Source organism: Micromonospora sp. NBC_00330 (assembly GCF_036136635.1).
GTDB classification, from domain to species: Bacteria; Actinomycetota; Actinomycetes; order Mycobacteriales; family Micromonosporaceae; genus Micromonospora; species Micromonospora salmantinae.
Genome location: NZ_CP108012.1, coordinates 1,813,237 through 1,836,255, shown reverse-complemented (window position 1 = coordinate 1,836,255; position 23,019 = coordinate 1,813,237). Strand labels below are relative to the sequence as shown.

Genomic DNA, 23,019 nt, shown 5'->3' with positions numbered 1-23,019 from the left:
AGACGAGATGGTGGTCAGAAACCGAGGTACGCGTGGCGCAGGTCGACGTCGTCGCGTAGCTGCACCGCCGGGGCGGCGATCACCACCCGACCGAGGGACATCACGACGCCCTGGTCGGCGACGGCGAGCGCGCTGCGCACGTTCTGCTCGACCAGCAGGACGGTCAGCCCGGTGCGGTCGCGCAGTTGGCGGAGCAGGGCCATGGTCCGGGCCACCACCCGTGGCGCCAGGCCGAGCGACGGCTCGTCCAGCAGCAGCAGACGGGGTCGACCGACCAGGGCCCGACCGAGCGCGAGCATCTGCCGCTCGCCGCCGGAGAGCTGGTGACCGAGGTGCCGACGGCGTCGGGCCAGCGGCTCGAAGAGCTGGTAGACCTCGTCGAGAGCCCGCCCGGCGTCGGCCCGGTCGCGTCGCCACAGCCCGCCGAGGCGCAGGTTCTCGTCGACGGTCAGCTCGCTGATCACGCCCCGGCCCTCCGGGACGTGTGCCATGCCGCGTCGGACGAGCTGCTCCACCGGCGTACCGCGAAGGTCCTCCCCGGCCAGCAGGACCTGGCCGGCGGCCGGGCGGATCATGCCGGAGAGCGCGCGCAGGAGGGTGGTCTTGCCGGCGCCGTTGGCGCCGACGACAGCGGCGATGGTGCCGGCCGGGACGGTGAGGTCGATGGCCCGCAGCACGGGCGCGGCACCGTAACCCGCGACCAGCCCCCGTACGACGAGCAGGTCGGTGCCGCTCATGGGGAGACCTCTTCCTCGACTGTGGCACCGAGGTACGCGTCGGTGACCGCGGGGTCGTCGCGGATCTCGTCCGGGGTGCCGGCGGCGATGACCCGGCCGAAGTCGAGGACCACGAGTTCGTCGCAGACGGCCATCACCAGGTCCATGTGGTGCTCGACCAGGAGCACGGCGCAGGGGTCGGTGTCCCGCCGGGGCAGTTGCCGGACCAACTCCGCCAGCTCGGCGATGTCGTCCGCCCCGAGGCCACCGGCCGGCTCGTCGAGCAGGAGCAGCCGGGGCCGGGCGGCGAGCGCGCGGGCCAGGGCGACCCGCTGGCGTACGGCGAAGGGCAGGGTGGTCGGCGCGGCCTCGGCGTGCTCGGCGATGCCCAACTCGTCGAGGATGGCCAGGGCGTCCCCGCGCAGCCGGCGCTCGTCGCGGTCGCTGGCCGGCAGCCCGAGCAGCGCCGGGACGAAGCCGGCACGGGCGGTGTGGGACGCGCCGGTCATCACGTTCTCCAGCACGCTCAGCCCGGCGAAGAGCCCGGTGCCCTGGAGGGTCCGGGCGATGCCGAGCCGGGTCAGCCGGTGCGGCCGCGGCCTTAGCGGCCGACCGTCGAGGGTGAGTGAACCCGTCTCCGGTGCGACGAAGCCGCAGATCACGTTGAACAGCGTGGTCTTGCCGGCGCCGTTGGGCCCGATGACGCCCACCACCCGGTTGGGTGGCACCCGCAGGGACACGTCGTCGAGGGCGGTGAGGCCGCCGAAACGGACGCCGATGTGGTGCAGTTCGAGGCCGCGCTCCATCACCCATCCCTCTGTCGTGGCGGGTGTTTATTTACACTCGCAGTGTACGTTTCTCGGGTTTGGCGTCAAGACCTTCAATGGCCCCCTTACGCACGTGGACGGGGCGGTCGCCAGCGGCGACCGCCCCGTGACCGCCGTCAGGCGCTCGGACAGGTGTTGCGGTACTCCTCGATCTGCGAGCCGCTCGGGCCGGGGCAGAGGAACTGCTCGTAGCGGGTGTCGTCGTCGACGAACCGCTTCAACCAGGCCACCATCTGCCGCGCGGTCGGCGTGTTGGTGGTCTGCGGGAAGAAGTGGCTCGCCCCGTTCAGCTCCAGGTACGCCTTCTCGGCGGAGGCCGGGATGCTGTTGTAGAAGGGCACCGAGTGCGACCCGACGGGCGCGACGGTGTCGCTCTCGCCGCCGATGATCAGCGTGGGCACCCGCAGCTCGGACCAGCTCTTGTCCGTGTTCCAGGGCGCCAGCGGCACCGCGGCCTGCAACGAGGGTCGCGACGAGGCCGCCTCCAGGCTGCCCCCGCCACCCATGGAGTGACCGGCCACCGCGAGTCGGCTGCTGTCGATCCGGGTACGGACCGAGCTGCGCTGGGTGAGGTAGTCCAGCGCGGCGAGCAGCTGCCGGCCCCGGCTGTCCGGCTGGTCCAGCCGACTGTTGGTCTCGATGCCGATCACCACGAAGCCGTGCGAGGCGATGCGCGGTCCGAGCCAACTGATGCTGGACCAGGCGGCGGTGTAACCGGGCGAGATGGCGATGGCGCCGAAGGTGCCCTCGCTGGTGCTGGTCGGGTAGTAGATGACGCCGCCGCCGAAGCCGGTGACGCTCAGCGAGGACACGCTCTGCGAGGACGTCGCGAACGGGCCGCGGCTGGCTTCCAGGATCGCGGTGGTCGGGGCGGGGCCCCGCTCGTACGGGCCGGCGGCCTGGGCGGCGCCGGGCGATCCGGCCACGACGCCACCGGCGGCCAGGACGGCGGCCAACGCGAGGCGGGTGGCACGGGCTGCGACGGAACGGGGACGGGTGGTGGTTGGTGAGGACACGTCGGGCACTCCCTAAAGTCGAGGGATATCGACGTATGTCAGTTTTGGCTGCTCCGCCGATCCCGGCATCGGCGAAATCACCAGTCCCGGCGCAGGATGCCGAGATGAGTCGTGTTTCGACCCTCTGACCTGGGGTAGCAGGGCAGGCGCCGGCCCGCACACGCGCCATGGAGAGGTTCATTCAGTGGATTCCAGCAAGCCCGCCGAGGCGGTCAAGAACGTCGTGAAGACCGCCTCAGGAAAGATCGCCGACGCCCTCACCCCGGATGTCCCCGGTGCGCCGGGGAGCGCGCCGCCGCCGCTCGAGGAGCAGACGACGCCGCACGACCCGCTGCCGCCGAAGCCGGAACAGGGGGCACCGCAGACGCGTACGCCGACCGGCGCGGAGACCGGCGCGCCGACGATCGCGAACGGTCAGCAGGGGGCCTACCTCACGACCGCGAACGGGGCGCGGCTGCGCGACACCGACCACTCGCTCAAGGCCGGCCCGCGCGGCCCGGTGCTCCTCCAGGACCACCACCTCCGCGAGAAGATCACGCACTTCGACCACGAACGCATCCCGGAGCGCGTGGTGCACGCCCGGGGCGCCGGCGCCCACGGTGTGTTCACCGCGTACGGCACCGCCGAGGCGGTCACCAGGGCCGGCTTCCTCAAGAAGGGCCGCGAGACCGACGTCTTCGTCAGGTTCTCCACGGTGCTCGGTTCGCGGGGTTCGGCCGACACGGTCCGCGACACCCGTGGCTTCGCCACGAAGTTCTACACCGACGAGGGCACCTTCGACCTGGTCGGCAACAACATCCCGGTGTTCTTCATCCAGGACGCGATCAAGTTCCCGGACATCATCCACGCCGGCAAGCCGCACCCCGACCGGGAGATCCCGCAGGCGCAGAGCGCCCACGACACCTTCTGGGACTTCGTGTCGCTGCACACCGAGGCGCAGCACCACACCATCTGGAACATGTCCGACCGGGGCATCCCGCGTTCGTACCGGACGATGGAGGGCTTCGGCGTGCACACCTTCCGCCTCGTCAACGAGGCCGGGGAAACGGTGCTGGCCAAGTTCCACTGGAAGCCGAAGCTGGGCGTGCACTCGCTGACCTGGGAGGAGGCCCAGCTGATCGGCGGCATCGACCCGGACTTCCACCGACGCGACCTCTACGACGCCATCGAGGCCGGCGCGTACCCCGAGTGGGAGCTGGGCATCCAGGTCTTCCCGGACACTCCCGAGGAGACCTTCGCCGGCATCGACCTGCTCGACCCGACGAAGATCGTGCCGGAGGAACTGGCCGAGGTGCAGCCGGTCGGGCGGCTGGTGCTCAACCGGACGCCGACGAACTTCTTCGCCGAGACCGAGCAGGTCGCCTTCCACCTCGGTCACCTGCCCCCGGGCATCGACGTCACCAACGACCCGCTGTTGCAGGGCCGGCTCTTCTCGTACGTCGACACGCAGCTCACCCGGTTGGGCGGGCCGAACTTCACGCAGATCCCGATCAACCGCCCGCACGCGGCCGTGAACGACATGCTGCGCGACGGCTTCCACCAGCACGCCGTGCACGCGGGTGTCGCGCCGTACCGACCGAACTCGCTCGACGGCGGCAACCCGTTCCCCGCCGGGGACGCCGAGCACGCCTTCGTCGACGTGCCGGTCACCGTCGCGCAGGCGCCGAAGGTACGCGCGAACCCGGCCTCGTTCGACGACCACTACAGCCAGGTCCGCCTGTTCTGGCTGAGCATGTCGCCGGTCGAGAAGGAACACATCATCCGGGCGTACACCTTCGAGCTGGGCAAGTGCTACCACCAGGCGATCAAGGAGCGTCAGCTGCAGAGCCTCGCCAACATCGACCCGGTGCTGTGCGAGCAGGTCGCCACCGGCCTGGGTCTGCCCGCACCCCAGCCGACCGTCCCGCTCCCCGACGTCACGCCCAGCCCGGCGCTGTCGCAGGTCGGTCGGGAGTGGCCGAGCGACGGCCGGATGGTCGGGATCGTCGTCGACCCCGCTGGCGACCTGGACGGCGTCGACGAGGTCCGCCGGGCCGTGTTCAGCGCCGGCATGGTGCCGCTGCTGATCGCCCCGCACGGTGGCATGGTGGGCGACCTGCCGGTGCAGCGCACCTTCGCCACCGGCCGGTCGGTCGAGTTCGACGCGGTCCTGCTGGCCGGAGCGCCGGCACCCGCACCGGATGCCCTGCCGGCCCGCGACGCCAAGGCGGGCACGCCGGCCCCGGCCACCGTGGACCCCCGCGTGCTGCTGCTCGTCGAGGAGTGCTGGCGGCACGCCAAGGCGATCGGTGCCTGGGGCGCCGGTGTCACAGTGCTGGAGCAGGCCGGCGTCGCCGGCACCCCGGGCGTCGTGGCGGCCGGCTCGGGCGCCGAGGCGCTGACCGCGGTGCAGCAGTTGATGGCCGCACACCGGGTGTGGGAACGGTTCCCGGCCTCGGTCGCCTGACCCGTCAGCGAGTCGCCTGATCGATCACCGGCGAGGGCTGTCCTCCGCAGTACGCGAGGACAGCCCTCGCCCGTGCTCAGGCTGTCATCTCCGGATCCACCGCAGGTGGTCCTGCCGGCGCCACAGCTCCGCTGCTCGATCAGCGCCCCGCTCGCGGTGCTCTGGCCGACCGCACCCAGGCACATCCCGCTGTGGGCGTTGACCAGGTGCTGGTCCCCGTCGAGGGTGAACCGCTGGGCCGGTGTCGTGTTGCAGGTGGTGAGCTGATTTGCCGCTCCGGCGTCGCTGGACGCTCCGAGCACGTCCAGGCAGCGCCCGCCCAGCTGCACACTCCCGTCCGGCTTCATCGTCCAGAGCTGGTTGCGGGCCCGGCCGTCCCGGCAGTCCGCGAGCTGGAGCCGGACCGGATCCGGTGCCCTGAAACTACCTCAATCGTCATCAGACACAGGTGGACGCCAGCTTCCGATTGACCCCGTCGGACTACGTCGTCTCAGGTGCTTGACGTGTCAATTTTCCGCCGGTAGTTTAAATTTGCATCTACATGCATCTATCTGAAGCAGGTGAACCGTGCTGTTGAAATCCATCGCCATCGCCATCGCCGCGTCCGTCGCAGGCGCGCTGGCCGCCGCCCCCACCGCCTCGGCGGCAGCACCCGGAGTGTCGATACAAAGCTGGGGGTCCGGGAACTGCCCGCAGGGCATGCTCTGCATCTGGCCCAACTGGAATCACCCGCCGCAGGGTCCCGTGGAGACGCCGTCTCTGACGACCAACAGCGAGTGGACCGGCAGCATCCAGGGATTCAACTTCTACAACGGCACAGGCCGCGACGCCGTAATATCCGGGTTCACTTTCGGCTCGTCGATTCCCTTCAAAAACTGCGCTCCTGCCGGCGGGACCGGGGGCGACCTGTATATACCGGCCAACGTGACGAAGGTGACCTGGTCGCTGACCCCCTGCTGATCCTCCACTGGCCTTTCCGAGTAAGGACTTGGAGTAGCTGGCTCGATCGGCGGTCCGGACGCGCCCGGATCCGTTGCGGTACAACGAGAAGACGCAGAACCCCGGCATGAAGGTGGTCCTTCCCGGAATCACCGTCATCGAGGTTCTGCGTCGCTACGAGTGACACATATGCCGCCATCCTGCCCGTACGCGAGGCGACCGTGTCGTGACGCTGTTGGTGGTCCGGGCGGTCGGCACTGTCACGAGGATGTGTTCGGTGACCGGGTGGCGGGCCGTCGGGTGCGCCCCGCCACGCGTCGTCTCACCGACTGTCTCGCAGAGCGCCGGCCCTTCCAGATTGTCGTACTCGCCTGCCGCGAGACGGCGCCGGATTGCGGCGTCGATGTCCGCGACCTTCTCAGGGAAGACGTACCCCGCCTCGATCCGACCCAGGGCCTGCCCGATTATCTGTTCGTTTGAGAGCACGGCGGGCCACGCTAGACCGCGGACAGCCCCACGACCACCGAATTTCGCGCAGCGGGATCAGCCGATGTCGGCCAACCGGGGCAGCACCTCGTCACCGAGCCGCCGGGCGAACTCGATCGGGTCCCGGTCCGGCGTCACCTGCACCTCGCTCACCCCGAGCGCTGCGTACTCGGACACCTCGGCGAAGAACGCGTCGGTGTCGTCCAGCGGCGCCTGGGACGCGACCACCGTCTTCTCGATGGTGTCGTAGTCGCGGCCCTCGGCGGCGCAGTGCCCGCGCAGCACATCCAGCTTGCGCGCGACGTCGTCGCTACCGCCGCGGCCGAACAGATTGCAGGCATCGGCGTACCGGGCCACCAACAGCAGGGTCTTCTTCTCGCCGCCACCACCGATCATGATGGGCGGTCGCGGGCGGCTCAACGGCTGCGGCGAGTTGATGGTCTCGGCGAGCTGGTAGTGCTGCCCGTTGAACGGGCCGTCGTCGGCACTCCACATCTGAAGGCAGATGCGCAGCGTCTCCTCCAACCGCTCGAACCGCTCGGCCACCGGGACGACCGGCACACCCAGCCCGAGCTGCTCCCGCTCGTACCAGGAGGCGCCGATGCCGAGGCGGGCCCGGCCGCCGGAGAGCACGTCGAGAGTCGTCACGGTCTTGGCGAGCAACCCCGGGTAGCGGTACATCACGCCGGTGACCAGCACGCCCAGCGTCATCCGCTGGGTCATGGCCGCGACGTAGCCGAGCGTGGTGTACGCCTCCAGCATCGGCTCCTCGGCCGCGAACACCGCGTCCATCTGGAAGAAGTGGTCCATCACCGTGAACGACGCGACGCCGGCCTGCTCGGCGATTGTCGCCGTTTGCGCCAGGGTCGGTGCGATCGCGGCCGGGTCGGCCGGGTTCGAGTAGTTCCAGTAGTGCAGCCCGAGCTTCATGTTCGGCACCTCCGCAACGAGCCTAGGCGAAGTCTGGCGGCCCCAACGTCGGTCTGCGGGGCAGACACTCGCACCCGCTACTTCGGGGAGCCTGCTCGAAGGCGCTTCCGGTACCAGAGAAGGAACGCCGGTCCGACGGGCAAGGCTGGCGGGAGGATCACAGCCATCACGATTCTCGGGTCGATGTCCAGCGCGCCGCCAAGAAGCCCCGCCGAGAGGCCGAACAGCATCGCGAGCGAGAGCCCGATAGTTGTGAACAGGACAATGCCGAGGCCGTCCAGGAGGGATTCCAACCTCCGCTCGGCGGCATGGCCGACGACGGCGAACGTTCTCGGCGCTGCCCGCCGCGCTGCGCCAAGGCTGAACTGAACGGCCGTCAGGAGTTTGAACAGTTTCCCGGGGCGTTCGTCGACGATCGCGGTCCACTCCTCGGCGTAGCCGGCGGCGACCTCGGGATCAGTCGCCCAGCGATAGGCCGCCCAGCGGGCGAGACGTCGTGCCGCCCACGGTGACAGATCGGTCATCTCGTTGACCAGGAGACCGAGGATGACGCCGACGATGATCTCCCAACGGTTCACGCCTTGCACCAACCGAAGGCCAGGCGAGTGGACGGTGCGGGCCGGGGTCGGCGTGCGGCGATCAGCTCTCGGGCGCTGGTCGCTCCGTGTGGGGTGAGCCGGTAGTAGCGGCGGCGGGGCTTTCCCGGCTCGGTGTCGTCCTCCCAGCGAGAGGTGACCCACTTCGACTCGGCGAGCCGTTCAAGGATCTTGTAGATGGTGGGGCCCGACTTCCCGGTCGCCTTCATGATTGCCCAACCGTGCAGCTCGTTGCCGTCTGCGTCGAGGAGGGCGTCAAGGACAGCCAGGAATGGCCCGGTGATGCGCACGGGTCCATCCGACATGCCCTTAACGATACTAGGTGAAATAAGAGCCTCCCAGCTGCCGTCGTGGAGGTATAGGCCCGGTCGGTTCCATTACCGGATCATGACAATCCGTGGATCACGTGCGGATATCCGGCTGGCAGCTTTCGGTGGGTGATCCAACAGCTCTCTCCCACCGACTCCCGGCCCGCCGAGCCGGAGCCCGACGTGCCGCGCGTCCGGTTCCGCCACCGCCAACGGACCGGACCCGCACCTGCCTCCGCGCCCGCGCCTGCCGCCGGAGCACACCGGGCGCAGTGGGCGGATGCCGCGAAGGGCGTCTGCATCATCCTCGTCGTCCTGTGGCACGTCGTCGTGAAGGACTACCTCCAGATCGACTGGCACATCGGCGTACCGGTGCCGGGCTTCTGGGGAACGCTGGGTGAGCAGTTCCTTCCGCTGCGGATGCCGCTGTTCTTCACCATCTCGGGCGTCTTCGCGGCGAACGCCGCCCAGCGGCCGTGGCGGGTCGTCGCCCGCAGCCGGATCGCCGGCTTCCTCTACCTGTACGCCGTCTGGCTCCTGATCCACACGGTGGTCCTCGCCGCAGCGCCGGAACTGCCGACCGACCGGGCCACCTCGGCGCTCGGCCTGCTGGAGCAGCTCACCATCACGCCGTCCAACCTCTGGTACCTGTACGCCCTGGCGCTGTACTTCACGATCGCCAAGGTGACCCGTCGGGCGCCCCGGGTGCTGGTCCTGGTCCCCGCCGCCGCGCTGTCCGCCGTCGCCGCCGCCGGCCTGCTCGACACCCCGGGCAACCGCGCCGGCCTCTACCAGAACCTGGTCTTCTTCCTCGCCGGCCTGTACCTGCGGCCGCAGATCCAGCGGTGGGCCGCCACTGCCAGCCGCCGCCGGCTGTTGCTGACCTCGGGTGGCTACGTCCTGGCGCTCACCGCGATGGCCGTGACCGGCGCCCAGCAGTGGTTCGGGGTGTGGCCGGCGGTCTCCGTGGTGGCAGTGATCTTCGGCATAACCGCCGCTGCCCGGCTGTCCCGGTGGTCGGCGCTCAGTGAACCGCTGGCTAGGCTCGGCCGCATCACCCTGCCGATCTACGTCATTCACATGCCGGTCCTGGCTCTACTGCACCGGCTGTTGCTCGTACCGGTTTCCGGGCTGGGTGGGTCCGCTCAGGGCCTGATCGTCCTCGGTTATCCGATTCTGCTGAGCGGGCTGGTGATCGGTCTGAGCCTGGCCGTTCATCGCGGGCTGCTGGCGGTTCGCGCGGGCTGGCTGTTCGCGCTGCCCGGCACGCGACGGGTGGAGGCGGCCGGATGAGCGCCCTCGCCGAAGCCCTGATCGACCTGGACGCGATCGCCAGCAACGTGCGGACGATCGCGGCGGTCACCGGCACCGGACTGATGGCAGTGGTGAAGGCCGACGGGTTCGGCCACGGCGCGGTGCAGGTGGCCCGGGCCGCGCTGCGCGCCGGCGCCACCTGGCTGGGAGTGACCTCGTCGGCCGAGGCGTTGACCCTGCGCGAGCAGGGTGTGACAGCGCCCACGTTGAGCTGGCTGCACAGCCCGGATGACGACTTCGGTATGTTGATCAAGAATGGCGTCGACGTCGGCGTGTCCACGACGACGCACCTGCACGCCGTCGCCGACGCGGCCCGTCTGCTCGGCGTGCCGGCGATGGTGCAGCTCAAGGCGGACACCGGGTTGTCCCGCAACGGGGCCGCCGGGGACGACTGGCCCGAGTTGGTCGGTTGGGCCCGCAAGTACGAACGAGAGGGTGGGATCCGGGTGCGCGGGGTGTGGTCCCACCTCGCCGACGCCGACCTGCCGGGCGCCCCCGCGCTCACCAATCAGGTGGCGATCTTCGAGGAGGCGCTGCGGACCGCACGATCGGCCGGCCTGGACCCCGATCTCGTCCACCTGGCCAACTCGGCGGCCGCGCTCTCCGCACCGCGGACCCGCTTCGACCTCTGCCGGATCGGCATCGCCCTCTACGGCGTGGATCCGTTCGGCGTCAGCGGTCCGGGCGATTTCGGGCTGCATCCCGCGATGACCCTGCGGACGAGCGTGGTCAACGTCAAGCGGGTGCCGGCCGGCACTGGCGTCTCCTACGGGCCCGAGCACGTGACCGGCGCGGCGACCACCCTCGCGTTGCTGCCGCTCGGCTACGCCGACGGGCTGCCCCGGGCCGCGGGTGGCCGCGCCTCGGTGTGGCTCGCCGGCCGGCGGTGCCCGATCGTCGGGCGCATCGCCATGGACCAGTGCGTGGTCGACGCCGGGGATCTTCCCGTGACGATCGGCGACCCGGTCGTGGTGTTCGGCCCGGCCGAGGGCGACCAGCACCCTCCGACTGTCGTCGAGTGGGCCCGCTGGGCCGACACCAACCCACACGAGATCTTGACCGGCATCGGGGCCCGGGTGGCCCGCGAGCACCTCCACGGAAGGGCACGGAACTCATGACAACCCGACTGGCAGTGCTGTACGGCGGGCAGAGCGGCGAGCACGAGGTGTCCTGCCGCTCGGCGGCGAGCATCCTCGCCCACCTGGACCGTGAGCGGTACCAGGTCACCGAGGTGCTCATCGACCGCGACGGCGGGTGGCACGTCGGCGGCCGACCCACGCCCCTGCCTGCGGCGTTGCGCGTCCTGCGGGCCCAGGACGTGGTGTTCCCGGCCCTGCACGGCCCGTACGGCGAGGACGGCACCGTGTCGTCGCTGCTGGAGTGGCTCGGCGTGCCGTACGTCGGCAACGGCGTCTTCGCCAGCGCCGCCGGCATGGACAAGGGGGTCACCAAGCGACTCCTCGCGGCGGAGGGCCTGCGGGTCAGCCCGGGGGTGACACTGCGTCCCGGTGAGGCCCTGTCGCCCGAGGACCAGCGTCGGCTGGAGCTGCCGGTCTTTGTCAAGCCGGCCCGGGCCGGGTCGAGCCTGGGCGTCGTCAGGGTGGACGACTGGGCGGGGGTTCCCGCCGCGTTGGAGCAGGCCCGCCAGGTCGACCCGAAGGTGCTCGTCGAGCAGGGAGCGCGGGGACGCGAGATCGACGTGGCCGTCCTCCAGCACCCGGACGGCCGGGTGCAGGCCGGCCCGCCGCTGGAAATCCGGGTGACCGGCGCCGGCTTCTTCGACTACGACGCGAAGTACGACGGCGGGGCGATCTTCCAGATTCCCGCCCCGCTCGACGCGGCGACCACCGAGGTGCTTCAGGACCGTGCGATCCGCGCCTTCCAGGCCCTCGACTGCCGTGGGCTGCTGCGGGTCGACTTCTTCCTGCCCACAGAGGGCTCGCCCGAGCCCATCGTGAACGAGGTCAACACGTTCCCCGGCTTCACCGCCGCGTCCCAGTTCCCGCAGATCTGGCAGCAGGCAGGCATCGAGTTCGCCGCCCTGATCGACATCCTGATCGCCGGCGCGCTGGCCGGTGAGGACCACGGCCACCACAGCGGGTTGCCCCGGCCGGCCCGAGCGGTCGACCACCTGGTGTGAGTCGGCGCTCGGCACCCGGTCACCTGATCGGGCACGCCCGTGGCGGTCGGGCGCCGTCGGACCCGACGATGGTGACGGTGGTGGCGGTGTTCGCCGCGCTGACCTGCGCCGCGGCGGCGACCGTCGTGCAGATGATCTGGTCGACCGCGTGCGCCGACAACGCCTGTGCGGCGATGTTCGCCCGCACCGTGAGGTCACCGGACCGATCGGCGCCCGCCGTCACAGTGACCGGGTCGAGGCCGGCCGGAACGTCGCTGGTGAAGCCCTGGGCGCGTTCGTTCTCCTGCGGACCGGCCGCGAGCAGCGAGAGCGCGGCGGCGGGCGACGGGTCCGTGTTGACCGGGCGGAGGATCAGCACCAGTTCGCCCTGCGCGAGCAGGTAGAGCCAGCTGCCCCGGGCGGGGCCGCTGATCGGCGGGCGACCGGTGATGACCGCGCTGGGTCGTACCCCACATCCCGCCGCGACCAGCGTCAGAAGCAGTCCGCCGGCGAGCAGCGCGCGGCCCTTCCGTCGGCCGGTCACCGGGTACCTCCGGTGTCGGCCGTTTCGCGGGGCAGGTGGAGGGTGAACACCGCGCCGCCGTGGGTGCCGTTGCCCGCGACGAGACTCCCCCGTTGCTCGCCGTGGCGGTGCAGCCGCGCGTTCTCCCAGGAGATGGCGAGGCCGAGGCCGCTGCCCTCGGAGCGGGTTCGCGCGGTGTCGGCCTTGTAGAGGCGGTCGAAGACGTGCGGCAACACCTCCGGGTCCAGCCCCGGACCCTGGTCGGCCACTTCGATGGTGACCCAGTCCGGGTCGGCGCTCAGTCGCACGGACACCGGTTCGGCACCGTGCCGGAAGGCGTTGCCGACCAGGTTGGCGACGATGACGTCCAGTCGGCGGGGGTCGAGTCGGGCCACGATGCCGGGTGGCAACTCCGTTCGTACCCGATCCAGCCAGCCGCGGATCCGCAGGGTCGCGGTCACCGCCGCGGCCACGTCCACGTCGTCCAGGGCGAGCCGCGCGGTGCCGGAGTCGAACCTGCTGATCTCGATGAGGTCGTTGACCAACTGCGTGAGGTTCTGCGTCTCCTGGCTGACCAGCCGGGCGGCCCGGCCCGCGTCCCCGGGCAGGTGTTCCGCCTCCTCGTCGAGCACGTCGGTGACCGCCGTCATCGCGGCCAGCGGCGTCCGGAGTTCGTGCGAGACGTCGGCCACGAAGCGGCGGGCGTCGGATTCCAACCGCCGCAGCTCGCCGACCTGCCGCTCCAGCGTGCCGGCGGTGTCGTTGAAGGTCCGCGCCACATCCGCCAGCTCGTCGGCGCCCCGGACCGTCAACCGGGTGCTCAGGTCGCCCTCACCGAGGCGGCGCGCCGCCCGGCTGAGGTCGCGGACGGGTCGCAGGACGCCGCGGGCGGACAGCAGGGCCAGCAGGACGGCGAGAACCAGGGACAGGCCACCGGTCCACCACGCCCTGGTGGCGAGCTGGTCGACGCTCTGCTGCTCGGGCACGAGATTGCGCACCGAGTAGACCTCCACCCCGGACGGGCGGGACGTGCCGTCCGGGCGGTCGAGCGCCAACTGGGTACCGATGAGCAACGCGGGTTCTCCGCCGAGCGAGACCCGTTGCCAGGCGATGCGACCGTCACGAACCTTCTGCCGCAGCTCGGGGGTGAGCGGGTCGGCGAATTCGGAGCCGCCCTGTGCCCGCATGTCCCGGTAGACGACCACCGCGAAGCTTTCCCGGTCGCTGAGGCGCTGGGCCAACAGTTCGAGGTCGTCCTGAGTCGGCGGAAGCTGGACGATCGGGTAGATCTTAGTGAGCTGGTCGGTCAGCGACATCACCGCGGCGTCCTGCGCCTGTTGCAGGATGACGGTCCGAGCCTGGAAGTAGCTGCCACCGGCCACCGCCACCGTCGTGGTCACGCCCAGCAGCGCGAACGCCAGGACGAGCCGGACCCGTAGACCCGAGACCCACGCGCCGACCCGGCGCCACTGTGTCACAGCGGCCCGAACCGGTATCCGAAACCACGCACGGTCTGGATGTAAAGCGGTGCCGACGAGTCGGCCTCGATCTTGGCGCGTACCCGCTGGACGCACGCGTCCACGAGTCGCGAGTCGCCGAGATACCCGTGCTCCCACACGGCCTCCAGCAGCTGCTGACGGCTGAGCACCTGACCCGGCGTGTGCGAGAGTTCGAGCAGCAGCCGCAGCTCCGTCGGGGCGAGGCTGACCGGCGTCCCGTCCTTGCTGACCACCAGCGCTGCCCGGTCGATGGTCAACGCGCCGTGCTGTTCCAGGCCGGTCCGGTCGCCGCCACGCCGCGAGTCGCCAGCGGTCCGTCGCAGCACCGCGCGGATGCGCGCCTCCAGCACCCGGGCCTGCACGGGCTTGACCACGTAGTCGTCGGCGCCGGCCTCCAGGCCCGCGACCACGTCCATGTCGTCGTTGCGGGCGGTGAGCATGATGATCGGCAGATCGCCGAGCTGCCGAATCCGGCGGCAGACCTCGAACCCGTCCATCCCGGGCAGCATGAGATCGAGGACCACGACATCGGACGGGGTCGCGCGCAGCCGCTCCAACCCCTGCTCACCGGTGCCCACGGCATGCACTGTGTGGCCCTGTCGGGTGAGCGCCAACTGCAGTCCGTCACGCACCGTCTGGTGGTCTTCGATCAACAGCACCTGGGACATGTCGTCAAGTATCCCATCATGAGATCTTTCGGGTTTCGGTCGTTGGCGGTGGCTGCGCGGGGCTCCGCGGGGAGGTCGGCACCGCGAAACCCGTCGAACGCACCAGGAACACCACGGCGCCCACCAGGAACATCGTCGACGCGGACGCGGCCACGATGGCGATCAACAAGCCGCGCTGCACCGACGCGGCCAGACCGGGCACGACCACCAGCAGCGCCCAGACCAGCACGACCAGCCCGACTCCCGCCTCGGCCAGCCTGCGCCAGAGGCTGCCACCGTCCGGACCGCCGGTCGAGTCACGGTCGCTGGACCAGGCCGCCAACGCAGCCGCCGCCAGGCAGAACACCGTCACCCCCAGCAGTACGCCACCGAGCACGTCGCTGAACCGGTGCCAGCCCGCGATCATCGTGGCGGAGGCGATCACCGAGACACCGGCCGCGCCCGGCGCCGCCAGCCAGCGCCGGGCCCACCCGGGCAGGACCAGCATGAACGCCAGCAGCAGGGCGGTCGCCGCCGCGACATGGCCGCTGGGGAAGCTGTTGTGGGTGGTGGAGCTGAGGATCTGTAGATCCGGGCGGGGCAGCTCCGATTTCACCGCGCCGGCCAGCAGCACCGCGCAGACGACGATGCCCACACCGACGACCCCCGCCACCAGCCGTCGGCGGAGCACACCCACCAGCAGCACCACGCCGAGCAGAGCCGCGATGAGGCTCGGGCTGCCGAAGGTGGCCAGCACGGTCTTGGCCGGGCCCACCAGCACGGTCTGCTGCTCGTACCCCCCGCCCCGTTCGGCGCGCGGCAGGAGCACCCCGTCCAGCCACTGCCCGGGGTACGTCCGCACGAAGACGGCGGCGGTGAGGGTCAGGGCAACCAGACCGGACAGCGCCGCCACGAACAGCCGAAGCGCCAGCGGCACCGCCGCGCGGGCGTGCGGCAGCGGTCGCGCCGGACCGGGCGTCGACCGCCCGACGGAGTACAACGATCCGATGGACATGGCGACCATGCTCGCCCCGGCAGGTCCGTACCCCGTCCTCGAATTGTCTTGGTTCTGTCACAACAACCCCCACCGCTTCCGGAAAAGCGGATCGTCGGCGCTGGGCCGGGTGGACCTGGACGGCGCTGCGGGATTCACATGCTTACATGCAACTATGTTTTACCCAGCCGAGATCAGCCACCACTAGGGTCAGGACGCCGATCGATGTTTCGGTCGGCGGCGCGAAAAATCCATCCGGAGTGAGTTGGGGAACCGGAAGGTGTTGGCACATGCAGGGAATTCCAGGGGCCAGCCTGGTCATCGGCATCGCATCCTCGCCGGCCGAGCGGCGACACCTGGCCCGGCTGCTCGGCGGCAGTGACGCCTTCCTGATCGTCTCGACAGTCGACCAGGCACGAGAGTTCCTCGGGGTGGTCGAGGCGCCCGCCGCCCCGGCTCCCCCGCCCACAGTGGTGCTCGCCGAGGCGGCGCCGAGCCCACAGCCACCGCCACCGGATCTGGCCGTCGACTCCGACCGCCGGGTGCTGCGGTGGCGCGACCAGGAGATCGACCTGACCCGGTTGGAGCACGACGTCCTGCTCTGCCTCGTGCACGCGCCCGGTCAGGTCTGGACCTACGAGCGCCTGCACCTCGAGGTCTGGGGCAACCGGCACCTCGGCCGGGGCTCCGACATGCACTCGGTGATCCGCCGGGTACGCGGCAAGCTGGCCAGTCTCAACGCCACGGCGACGATCCACTCGGTACGCGGCGTCGGCTTCCGGCTCGCTCCCGTCTGACCACCCCGGGCGCGGTCCGGCCCGCCTGGTCGGGGACCAGGCGGGCCGGACTTCTTCGGCTATAGCTCAGCCGTCAGCACCTGATGGGCGCCAACCCGAAGTTCTCCACCGTCGGAGTGGCGGTGTCGATCCTGGTCTGACGGGTCTGCGGCTTCCAGCCGTCCTTGGCCACGATCATCGTGAGCGGGTTGTTGCGGCGGTCCACCCAGTAGGCGTACTTGCCCTCGGCGTCGGTGGCGAAGGTGTACGACGCCGCCCACGAGTCGACCTGCACGACCGCGCCGGCGAGCGGCGAGGTAGCACCCTGGCAACTGGTGCCGGTGACCGTACCCATGAGCTTGCCCCAGGTCTTCGGGGGGTTCGCGGTCATGGTCACCGCGACCGGCGCCACCGAGTACGGGGTGTTCTCGGAGATGGCGACCGCCCCGGAGTAGGTGCCCGGCTGGTCCACGTTCGCCGTCAGACCGACGGTGACAGTGACCTTCGCACCCGGTGCGAGGGTGACCGCCGACTTGTCGATGGTCATCCAGCTGACGTCGGCCGCCGACTCGGAGCATCCCTCGAAGCCCGGGAGCACCTCGCTCTCCGGAGCCGCGTTGAAGCTGCCGGACGAGCCGCCGATCTTGTAGAAGCCGCACGCGGCGCCGCCGCGGTACCGCGCGGTGTTGGAGTTGGGCAGGTTGGACCACGAACCGGCGGCCGGGTCGAAGGCGAAGCCGGCGTTGCTGATGGCCCCACCCTGCGAGCCACCGACGACGAGGAGCTTGCCGCTGGCGACGGCGTACGAGCTGGCCCAGTTGTCGGCCGGCGCGTCGGCGATGGCGGTCCAGGTGTTCGCACCCGGGTCGAAGGCGTAGCTGGACTTCTGCGCGACGGAACCGTCGTTGCCGCCGGTGCAGTAGAGGACGCCGTCGATCCCGCCGCAGGAGGCGAAGGCCACCGACTTCGGGTAGTTGGCCACCGTCTCCCACTTGTCACCGGTCGGGTCGTACCGGACGACGCTGTTCGACATCGGCAGACAGGCCGCCGTCGTGCAGCCACCGACCGCGTACAGCTTGCCGTCGACGACGGCCTGACCGGCAGCGGCCCGCGGTGCCGGGTTGTCGGCCAGTTCCGTCCAGGTGTTGGCCCCCGGGTCGTACGACCAGGTGGCGGAGTCCGGGCCGGCGTCGCCCCAGCCACCGCTGACAATGATCTTGCCGTTCACCACGCCCGCGGTCACTGCGTTACGCGCGCCGGGAAGGTCGGCGATCGCCGTCCAGGTCTGCGCGGCCGGGTCGTAGGCGTAGTTCTTGGTGGTGGAGGCCTCACCGTCGCCGCCACCGAGCGAATACACCTTGCCGTCCAGGTTCACCACCCGGTTGTCCATGATCGTGGCCGGGTAGTTGGCGATGTCGGTCCACGGCGCCGCCTGCGGGCCGGCCGCCGCGGCAGCCGCCTTGGCCTCCTTGCCGGACGCCTTGGCGGCGAACGACGTCGGTACGGTGAGCCGCTGCTCCGGCGCGCCGCTGGACCCGAGCACCTGCTGCCGGGTGACAGTGGAGCCGTCCGCCCGCAGGAGTTCGAACCCGTTGTCCCGCTCACCGAACTTGACCTCGACCGGCGCGCCGCCGGTGTTGGTCACAGTGAACGACTTGCTGGTCTTGCCGTTGGGCATCTGGAGCGTCGCGCTCAGCTGCGTCGGCGTCACCGCCAGTCGACCGGCCGCGAGCTGGAAGTTCGCTGTGGTCGCCCAGTCGGCCTCGACGTCGACAGGCTTGGTCTGGCTGACGTAGTTGCCGGCGGTCGCCGTGAACGGGTGCTCGCCGGTCAGCGACGAGTAGATCCAGTAGAAGCCGTCGGCCAGCCCCGGGTCGTCCGGGGTCGCCACTGTGACGGCCTTCTCGGCGGGCCGGTCCTTGCTGGTGACTGTCGCGCCGTTGACGTAACTGTCGTCGTTCTTGTCGCGGACGTTGCCGACGACCAGACCGCCGTCGACCGGCACGCAGGTGACCTGGCTGCCGATCAGGACGTTGTCGACCTCCCACCACCACTCGTACGAGGCGTCGTAGTAGTGGAACCGGACCTGCACCTGCGCCTTGCCGGCCGCCTGCGGGATCGGGATCTCGGTCAGCTTCGGTCCCCGGACGTCGGTCTCCTGCCGGAGCACGTTGGTCCAGGTGGCGCCGCCGTCGATGCTCAGGTCCACGTCGGCGGTGTCGTCGTTGAGCTGGTTGAAGTCCTGGTTGAACCGGATGACCGGGGCCGTGACGCTGGTCAGGTCGACCACCGGGCTGACCAGGGAGGTGTCCTGGCTGGTGCCGGCACCGTAGTTGTCGCTGTCGATCATCGCGAAGTTGCCGCTGCCGCCGGTCAGGTTGCCCCGGTCGCCGTCGTCGGTGAACGTCCAGACCTGACCGCTGCCCGCGTTGTCCACGACGGTCCAACCGGCCGGCGTGGTAGTGGCGTCGAAGGTCTCGTACTCACCGTCGGAGCCGGTCGTGTAGCCGGGCGCGGTGGTGCAGACGCTGCTGTCCACCGGCACGGCGACATTGGCGGTGGCGTTGCCCGAGCCGACCACGACCTCCTTGGTGACGGTCTGGTAACCCGGGTACTGCGGCTCGTACTTCAGGGTGTACGTCTGCCCGGCCGGCAGCTTGATGCTGTAGCGGCCGTTGGACGGGGTGGTGTAGTCGTAGACACCGGACACTCCCGTCACTGTCACCTTTGCGTACAACGGCCAGCCGTGGCCGGAGCCGTCGGTGACCGCTCCGGTGACGTTGACACTCGGCACCGCCGTGAGGGCGACGTTGAGCGTCGTGGTGGCGCCCTTGGCGACAGTTGCCGTCTTGGTGGTGCTGGCGTACCCGAACGCCGCGACGGCGACCTGGTAGTCGCCGGTGGGGAGCTGGGTGGAGAACGTGCCGTCGGCACCGGTGGTCAACTCACGCTCGGACGCGCCGGTGAGCGTCAGTGTCGCGCCGGCGATCGGAGCGCCGGAGGTCGCGTCGGTGACAGTGCCGGCCAGCGTGCCGATGTCGCCGGTCGGGGCGGCGTTGAGCAACGCGAGGGCGTCCAGTCGGCCTTCGCCGTAGACGTTGTTGTCGGCAGCGGTGCCACCACACTGGTCATCGGCCTTGTCGATGGCGGCGCCGTTGAGCAGCGCACGGGTCGCGTTGACGTCGCCGACCAGCGACGGTGCCGCCGAGTACAGCAGCGCGACAGCGCCCGCGAGGTGCGGTGAGGCCATCGAGGTGCCGCTGATGCTGCCGTAGGCGCTGCCCGGGATGCTCGACCGGACGTTCACGCCCGGCGCCGAGATGTTGGGCTTGATCTCGCCGTTCTGACCGGCGCCGCGGGAGGAGAAGCCGGCGACGTTGTTGTTGCTGTCGTACGCGCCGGTCGAGTAGTTGCTGACGAGGCTGCCCGGCGAGCCACTGGTCTGGCAGGCCGGCCCGCTGTTGCCGTTGGACCAGGCGCCGAAGATCCCGGACGCGGTCCAGGCGTTCGTCACGTCCTCCATGAACGGCTCGTTGGACGGGTCCCGGGTGCCCCACGAGTTGTTGATGATGTTCGGTCGCTTGCTCGCGTCCGCGTTCTGACCGTTGAGGTCCAGCGGTTCGAGCATCCACTGACCGGATTCGACCAGAGCGGCGTCACTGGGGCAGCAACCGTTCGCCGCGATCCACTTGACCCCGGGGGCGACACCGATCTGGTTCGCGCCGTCGGAGCCGGCCATGGTGCCCATCGTGTGCGTACCGTGGCCATCGCCGTCGCAGGGGGCGGTGGCGCAGGCCCCTGTCGCGTTGGCGGCGTTGAACCAGTTGTAGTTGTGGTCGAACGTCCCGTCGCCGTTGTTGCCCCGGTAGGAGTTCACCAGCGCCGGGTGGTTGAACTGCACCCCGGTGTCGATGTTCGCGACGGTGATGCCCTCGCCCTTGACGCCGTACTGGGACCAGACGTCGTCGGCGTTGATGTTGGCGATGCCCCACTCCAGGGCGTTCACTGTCTTCTCGTCGGTGCCCTTTGTCGTCTCCGGCACCTTGTACGCGACCGGCGCGTAGAGGCCCTCGACCTCCGAGTGCCCGGCGAACTTCTGGGCCATCGCCAGCGAACCGCTGTTCACCTTGATGGCGTTGGTGGCCCAGAAGGTCTGGTACCTGGTGCCCGAGCTGTCGAGGTCGGCCCGGATCTTGCCCTGGCTCGCGGCGGCGGTCTTGCGCAGCGCGTCCGCCACCGCCGTGCCACGCTTCGACCAGTCCTTGATGGCGCTGGCCTTGCTCAGGTCCGCCCGGTCCTTGAACCGGATCCAGAAGTCCCCTTCACTCTTGGCCTGGAGCTGCTTGGCGAGCTCCGGTCGGATCTTGTCCCCGGTCTGGGCGCCCGCCCCCATCGCACCGCCCGGCGCGGCCTGCGCGCCAGAGCTGATCGTCGCCAAGCATGTCGCGGCGAGGATCGTCGCCGCGCCGGCGCTCACCAGTGATCTGGCCGCGCGCCGCCATTGTGGACGTCTGAACATCGGTGCTGCCTCCCTCAGAACGACCCAGGGTGTAATGGGCCATGGTGGACCTCCCCCATGCACCGCGCGGGTCACGCCGGTTGCCCGAGTGGACACTATGATCGAGAAGAACGGACGATCAAGAACTTGCCGTGAGCAACTTGTCGCTAAGAGTTGCCCTGGCTGGCGGCACGCTTGCCAATCATTGTCAGAACCGTGACGAGAGCTGGGCAGGGATGCCCATCGATCCCGGGTGGTGCGGTGGCCGAGGACGAGGCAACGGTGAACAGGGGTGATCCGGCCGACGAGCCGTTCCCACTGCTGATCGCGGTGACCCCGTCGCCGGCCGAACGCATCCGGCTCGCGGAGCTTCTCGACGGCATCGCACCGTTGCTGCTGGTCGCCGACCTCGACGAGCTGCGCCGGCTGATCGCCGCCCCGCAGCAGGCAGCCGCCCCGTCCGAACCGACGCCGGTCGCCGCCCTGGTGATCGACTCGGCCCGCTCCAGCGCCCGCTGCGGGGAACGTGAGATCGACCTCACCCGCCTGGAACACGACCTGCTGACCTGCCTGATCACCGAGCCGGCCCGGGTCTGGAGCTACGCCGAGCTGCACCGGTCGGTCTGGGGTGACGAGGGGCGCGAACGCAAGGCGGACGTGCAGTCGCTGGTCAAGCGGCTGCGCCGCAAGCTGCACGACCTGGGCACCGGGGCCACCATCGATGTCGTCCGCGGTGTGGGCCTGCGGCTGACCGATCACCAGCAGGCGCGGGTCGAACGGGCCTGACAGCGACGTCGCATGAACTGATCCCGCCCCGGGTACGCCAGGAAGATCAGCATCGACACAGGCGACGAAGAGCGCTGGTAAGGAGAGTCAGGATGGCATTCCCCAATCCCTCGACCGTGTCCATCGGGCTGAAGAAGGCCGCGCACGTCGGGATCGCTGTGAGTGACCTCGACCGCTCGGTCGCGTTCTACCAGGCCCTGCTCGGCGCGGAACCGGTCGTCCGGGACGAGAGCATGCACGGCGCCGGTTTCGCGCAGTCACAGGGGTTGCCGACGACGAAGCTGCGGTACGCCACGTTCAACCTCGACAACCTCGGGATCGACCTGATCCAGTTCCAGGAGCCGGTCGGCGACGCCGCCCAGGTGGCGGCCAACCGGCCCGGCTCGATGCACCTGTGCTTCCACGTGGACGACGTGCGCGCGGTCTACGACCGGATGAGCGAGGCCGGGTTCGAGTTCCTCGGACAGCCGTACACCTTCGCGTCCGGCGAGGTGGAGCCGCCGGCGGCGGTCGGCACTGAGGTCGCGTACTTCAACGACCCGGACGGGACGAACCTGGAGATCATCGCACCGAAGGGCGGCTTCGCCCGCAGCGAGTGAGCCCACACGGGCGGCGTGGGGTCCGGCCGGGGACGGCCCGCCCCATGCCGTCCCCTGAGGGGCGACGGGTCAGATCAGCCCGGCCCGGGCCCACAGCAGACGCCCCGGCCCAGCGACCAGGCCGACGTCCGCCAGGTGGTCGTGCACCCGCGCCGCGGACCAGCGCAGCGTGGCACGCCAGTGCGGGTTGGCGCGGGCAGCGGCCCGACCGACCGCCGGCGGGATGCCCACCGCCGCGTACACGCCGGGATGGACCAGGCGGTTGGCGATCGTGGAGGCGGCGCGACCGACCAACAGTCGGGCGTACGCCATGCCCACCGGACCGGTGGCCGCTACGGCGGCGGCCAGTTCCTCGCGGGCGAACCGGACATGTCGCGCCTCCTCCACCACGTGGATGCGGGAGACCATCCGGATGAGCGGCTGGAGCGACTCGTCCGCCATGATCTCGCGCTGGAACGCGTCGAGGATCTCCTCCGCGATGAGGATCGCGGCGTACATCCGGGGGCCGCTGGCAGTGGCCTTGAGAAAGCGCCCGAGGTGGTGGTCCACGGTGCTCGCACGGTAGACCGGACAACCCATCGCCTCGATCAGCCGACCGAACATGATGGAGTGCCGGCATTCGTCGGCGACCTCGGTCAACGCGTACTGGGCCTGCCGGGTGGTCGGGTCGGCGCGGTAGTACTCCCGGATCAGCATCTGCATGAGGATCGTCTCGAACCACAGCCCGGCGCTGGCCGCACTGGCCACCTCGTGCTTGGTCAGCTCGACGCGCTGCTCCTCGCTGAGCTGCTCCCACAGTGGGGTGCCGTAGAGGCTGCTGCGCCGCGGCGGGAGCCAGTAGGCGCCGTGGGTGTGCGGGGCGTCCCAGTCGATCTCGACGGTGGGGTCGTAGCTGGTCCGCAACGAGGATGTGAGTAGTCGCTCGGCGACCGCCGCGCGCCCGGTTTCCGCCGCCTCCATGGCTCCTCCATATTGACGTGACGACCAGTAACTGTTACGA

Annotated in this window: 21 protein-coding genes and 1 pseudogene; 8 read left to right on the top strand and 14 right to left on the bottom strand. The window is 70.2% G+C overall.

Translation table 11 applies throughout. From position 1 onward, the window contains the following. Positions 1-14: 14 nt before the first annotated feature. From OG598_RS08020 to OG598_RS08010, 3 genes are all read right to left on the bottom strand, one after another. Positions 15-737, bottom strand: coding sequence for an ABC transporter ATP-binding protein (locus tag OG598_RS08020; protein ID WP_112672860.1), 723 nt, complete (start codon positions 735-737; stop codon positions 15-17). After that, a complete protein-coding gene (locus OG598_RS08015) occupies positions 734-1,522 on the bottom strand; it encodes an ABC transporter ATP-binding protein (RefSeq protein ID WP_238676986.1) in 789 nt (262 codons plus the stop codon). The genes OG598_RS08020 and OG598_RS08015 overlap by 4 nt, the downstream gene beginning before the upstream one ends. Positions 1,523-1,659: 137 nt before the next feature. After that, positions 1,660-2,559, bottom strand: a complete 900-nt coding sequence (locus OG598_RS08010) for an alpha/beta hydrolase family protein (protein ID WP_328653801.1) — start codon at positions 2,557-2,559, stop codon at positions 1,660-1,662. A 184-nt stretch (positions 2,560-2,743) separates the two neighbouring features. On the opposite strand from OG598_RS08010, the gene OG598_RS08005 reads away from it, so the two are divergent. After that, positions 2,744-5,005 (top strand): catalase, encoded by a 2,262-nt coding sequence (locus tag OG598_RS08005; RefSeq protein ID WP_328653800.1) that lies wholly within the window; start codon positions 2,744-2,746, stop codon positions 5,003-5,005. A 170-nt stretch (positions 5,006-5,175) separates the two neighbouring features. Here the strand turns inward: OG598_RS08005 and OG598_RS33535 are convergent. Then, a pseudogene (locus tag OG598_RS33535) lies at positions 5,176-5,352 on the bottom strand (ricin-type beta-trefoil lectin domain protein); the annotation flags it as partial. A gap of 220 nt (positions 5,353-5,572) precedes the next feature. On the opposite strand from OG598_RS33535, the gene OG598_RS07995 reads away from it, so the two are divergent. After that, positions 5,573-5,965: a hypothetical protein gene (locus OG598_RS07995; RefSeq protein WP_328653798.1), complete on the top strand. Its 393-nt coding sequence runs from the start codon at positions 5,573-5,575 to the stop codon at positions 5,963-5,965. 153 nt (positions 5,966-6,118) lie between these two features. Here the strand turns inward: OG598_RS07995 and OG598_RS07990 are convergent, their stop codons facing one another. From OG598_RS07990 to OG598_RS07975, 4 genes are all read right to left on the bottom strand, one after another. Then, positions 6,119-6,430, bottom strand: a complete 312-nt coding sequence (locus OG598_RS07990) for a hypothetical protein (protein WP_328653797.1) — start codon at positions 6,428-6,430, stop codon at positions 6,119-6,121. A 57-nt stretch (positions 6,431-6,487) separates the two neighbouring features. Further along, positions 6,488-7,360, bottom strand: a complete 873-nt coding sequence (locus tag OG598_RS07985) for an LLM class F420-dependent oxidoreductase (protein WP_328653796.1) — start codon at positions 7,358-7,360, stop codon at positions 6,488-6,490. Positions 7,361-7,437: 77 nt separating this feature from the next. Beyond that, the gene (locus OG598_RS07980; RefSeq protein WP_328653795.1) at positions 7,438-7,938 is read right to left on the bottom strand and encodes a hypothetical protein; all 501 of its coding nucleotides are present in this window, start codon (positions 7,936-7,938) and stop codon (positions 7,438-7,440) included. Continuing rightward, on the bottom strand, positions 7,935-8,261 hold the full coding sequence (locus OG598_RS07975) for a PadR family transcriptional regulator (protein ID WP_328653794.1): 327 nt from the start codon (positions 8,259-8,261) through the stop codon (positions 7,935-7,937). Before OG598_RS07975 ends, OG598_RS07980 begins: the two co-directional genes overlap by 4 nt. 132 nt (positions 8,262-8,393) lie before the next feature. Between OG598_RS07975 and OG598_RS07970 the strand changes: the two genes are divergently transcribed. The 3 genes from OG598_RS07970 to OG598_RS07960 are packed head-to-tail and all read left to right on the top strand — an operon-like array spanning position 8,394 to position 11,718. Further along, a complete protein-coding gene (locus OG598_RS07970) occupies positions 8,394-9,557 on the top strand; it encodes an acyltransferase (RefSeq protein ID WP_328653793.1) in 1,164 nt (387 codons plus the stop codon). Beyond that, a complete protein-coding gene (alr, locus tag OG598_RS07965) occupies positions 9,554-10,696 on the top strand; it encodes an alanine racemase (RefSeq protein WP_328653792.1) in 1,143 nt (380 codons plus the stop codon). The genes OG598_RS07970 and alr overlap by 4 nt, the downstream gene beginning before the upstream one ends. Further along, positions 10,693-11,718 (top strand): D-alanine--D-alanine ligase family protein, encoded by a 1,026-nt coding sequence (locus OG598_RS07960; protein ID WP_328653791.1) that lies wholly within the window; start codon positions 10,693-10,695, stop codon positions 11,716-11,718. Before alr ends, OG598_RS07960 begins: the two co-directional genes overlap by 4 nt. Before the next feature lie 19 nt (positions 11,719-11,737). Here OG598_RS07960 and OG598_RS07955 read toward each other — a convergent pair whose 3' ends face one another. The 4 genes from OG598_RS07955 to OG598_RS07940 are packed head-to-tail and all read right to left on the bottom strand — an operon-like array spanning position 11,738 to position 15,381. Next, positions 11,738-12,241 carry a hypothetical protein gene (locus tag OG598_RS07955; RefSeq protein ID WP_328653790.1) on the bottom strand — a complete coding sequence of 168 codons (504 nt, stop codon included), beginning with the start codon at positions 12,239-12,241 and terminating at the stop codon, positions 11,738-11,740. Beyond that, entirely contained in the window at positions 12,238-13,698 is a 1,461-nt protein-coding gene (locus tag OG598_RS07950; protein WP_328653789.1) for an ATP-binding protein, read from the bottom strand. Before OG598_RS07950 ends, OG598_RS07955 begins: the two co-directional genes overlap by 4 nt. Continuing rightward, positions 13,695-14,387: a response regulator transcription factor gene (locus tag OG598_RS07945; RefSeq protein WP_328653788.1), complete on the bottom strand. Its 693-nt coding sequence runs from the start codon at positions 14,385-14,387 to the stop codon at positions 13,695-13,697. The genes OG598_RS07950 and OG598_RS07945 overlap by 4 nt, the downstream gene beginning before the upstream one ends. A gap of 16 nt (positions 14,388-14,403) precedes the next feature. Next, a complete protein-coding gene (locus tag OG598_RS07940) occupies positions 14,404-15,381 on the bottom strand; it encodes a phosphatase PAP2 family protein (protein WP_328653787.1) in 978 nt (325 codons plus the stop codon). 269 nt (positions 15,382-15,650) lie between these two features. Here OG598_RS07940 and OG598_RS07935 point away from each other — a divergent pair, with 269 nt between their 5' ends. Continuing rightward, positions 15,651-16,157: a winged helix-turn-helix domain-containing protein gene (locus OG598_RS07935; RefSeq protein WP_328653786.1), complete on the top strand. Its 507-nt coding sequence runs from the start codon at positions 15,651-15,653 to the stop codon at positions 16,155-16,157. A 73-nt stretch (positions 16,158-16,230) separates the two neighbouring features. Here OG598_RS07935 and OG598_RS07930 read toward each other — a convergent pair whose 3' ends face one another. Beyond that, positions 16,231-20,655, bottom strand: a complete 4,425-nt coding sequence (locus tag OG598_RS07930; RefSeq protein WP_328653785.1) for a S8 family serine peptidase — start codon at positions 20,653-20,655, stop codon at positions 16,231-16,233. Positions 20,656-20,895: 240 nt separating this feature from the next. On the opposite strand from OG598_RS07930, the gene OG598_RS07925 reads away from it, so the two are divergent. Both OG598_RS07925 and OG598_RS07920 read left to right on the top strand, forming a co-directional pair. After that, entirely contained in the window at positions 20,896-21,420 is a 525-nt protein-coding gene (locus OG598_RS07925) for a winged helix-turn-helix domain-containing protein (protein ID WP_328653784.1), read from the top strand. Between the two features lie 92 nt (positions 21,421-21,512). Then, positions 21,513-22,019, top strand: a complete 507-nt coding sequence (locus tag OG598_RS07920; RefSeq protein WP_238682554.1) for a VOC family protein — start codon at positions 21,513-21,515, stop codon at positions 22,017-22,019. A gap of 69 nt (positions 22,020-22,088) precedes the next feature. Here the strand turns inward: OG598_RS07920 and OG598_RS07915 are convergent, their stop codons facing one another. Next, positions 22,089-22,979 carry an AurF N-oxygenase family protein gene (locus tag OG598_RS07915; RefSeq protein WP_328653783.1) on the bottom strand — a complete coding sequence of 297 codons (891 nt, stop codon included), beginning with the start codon at positions 22,977-22,979 and terminating at the stop codon, positions 22,089-22,091. Positions 22,980-23,019 lie beyond the last annotated feature (40 nt).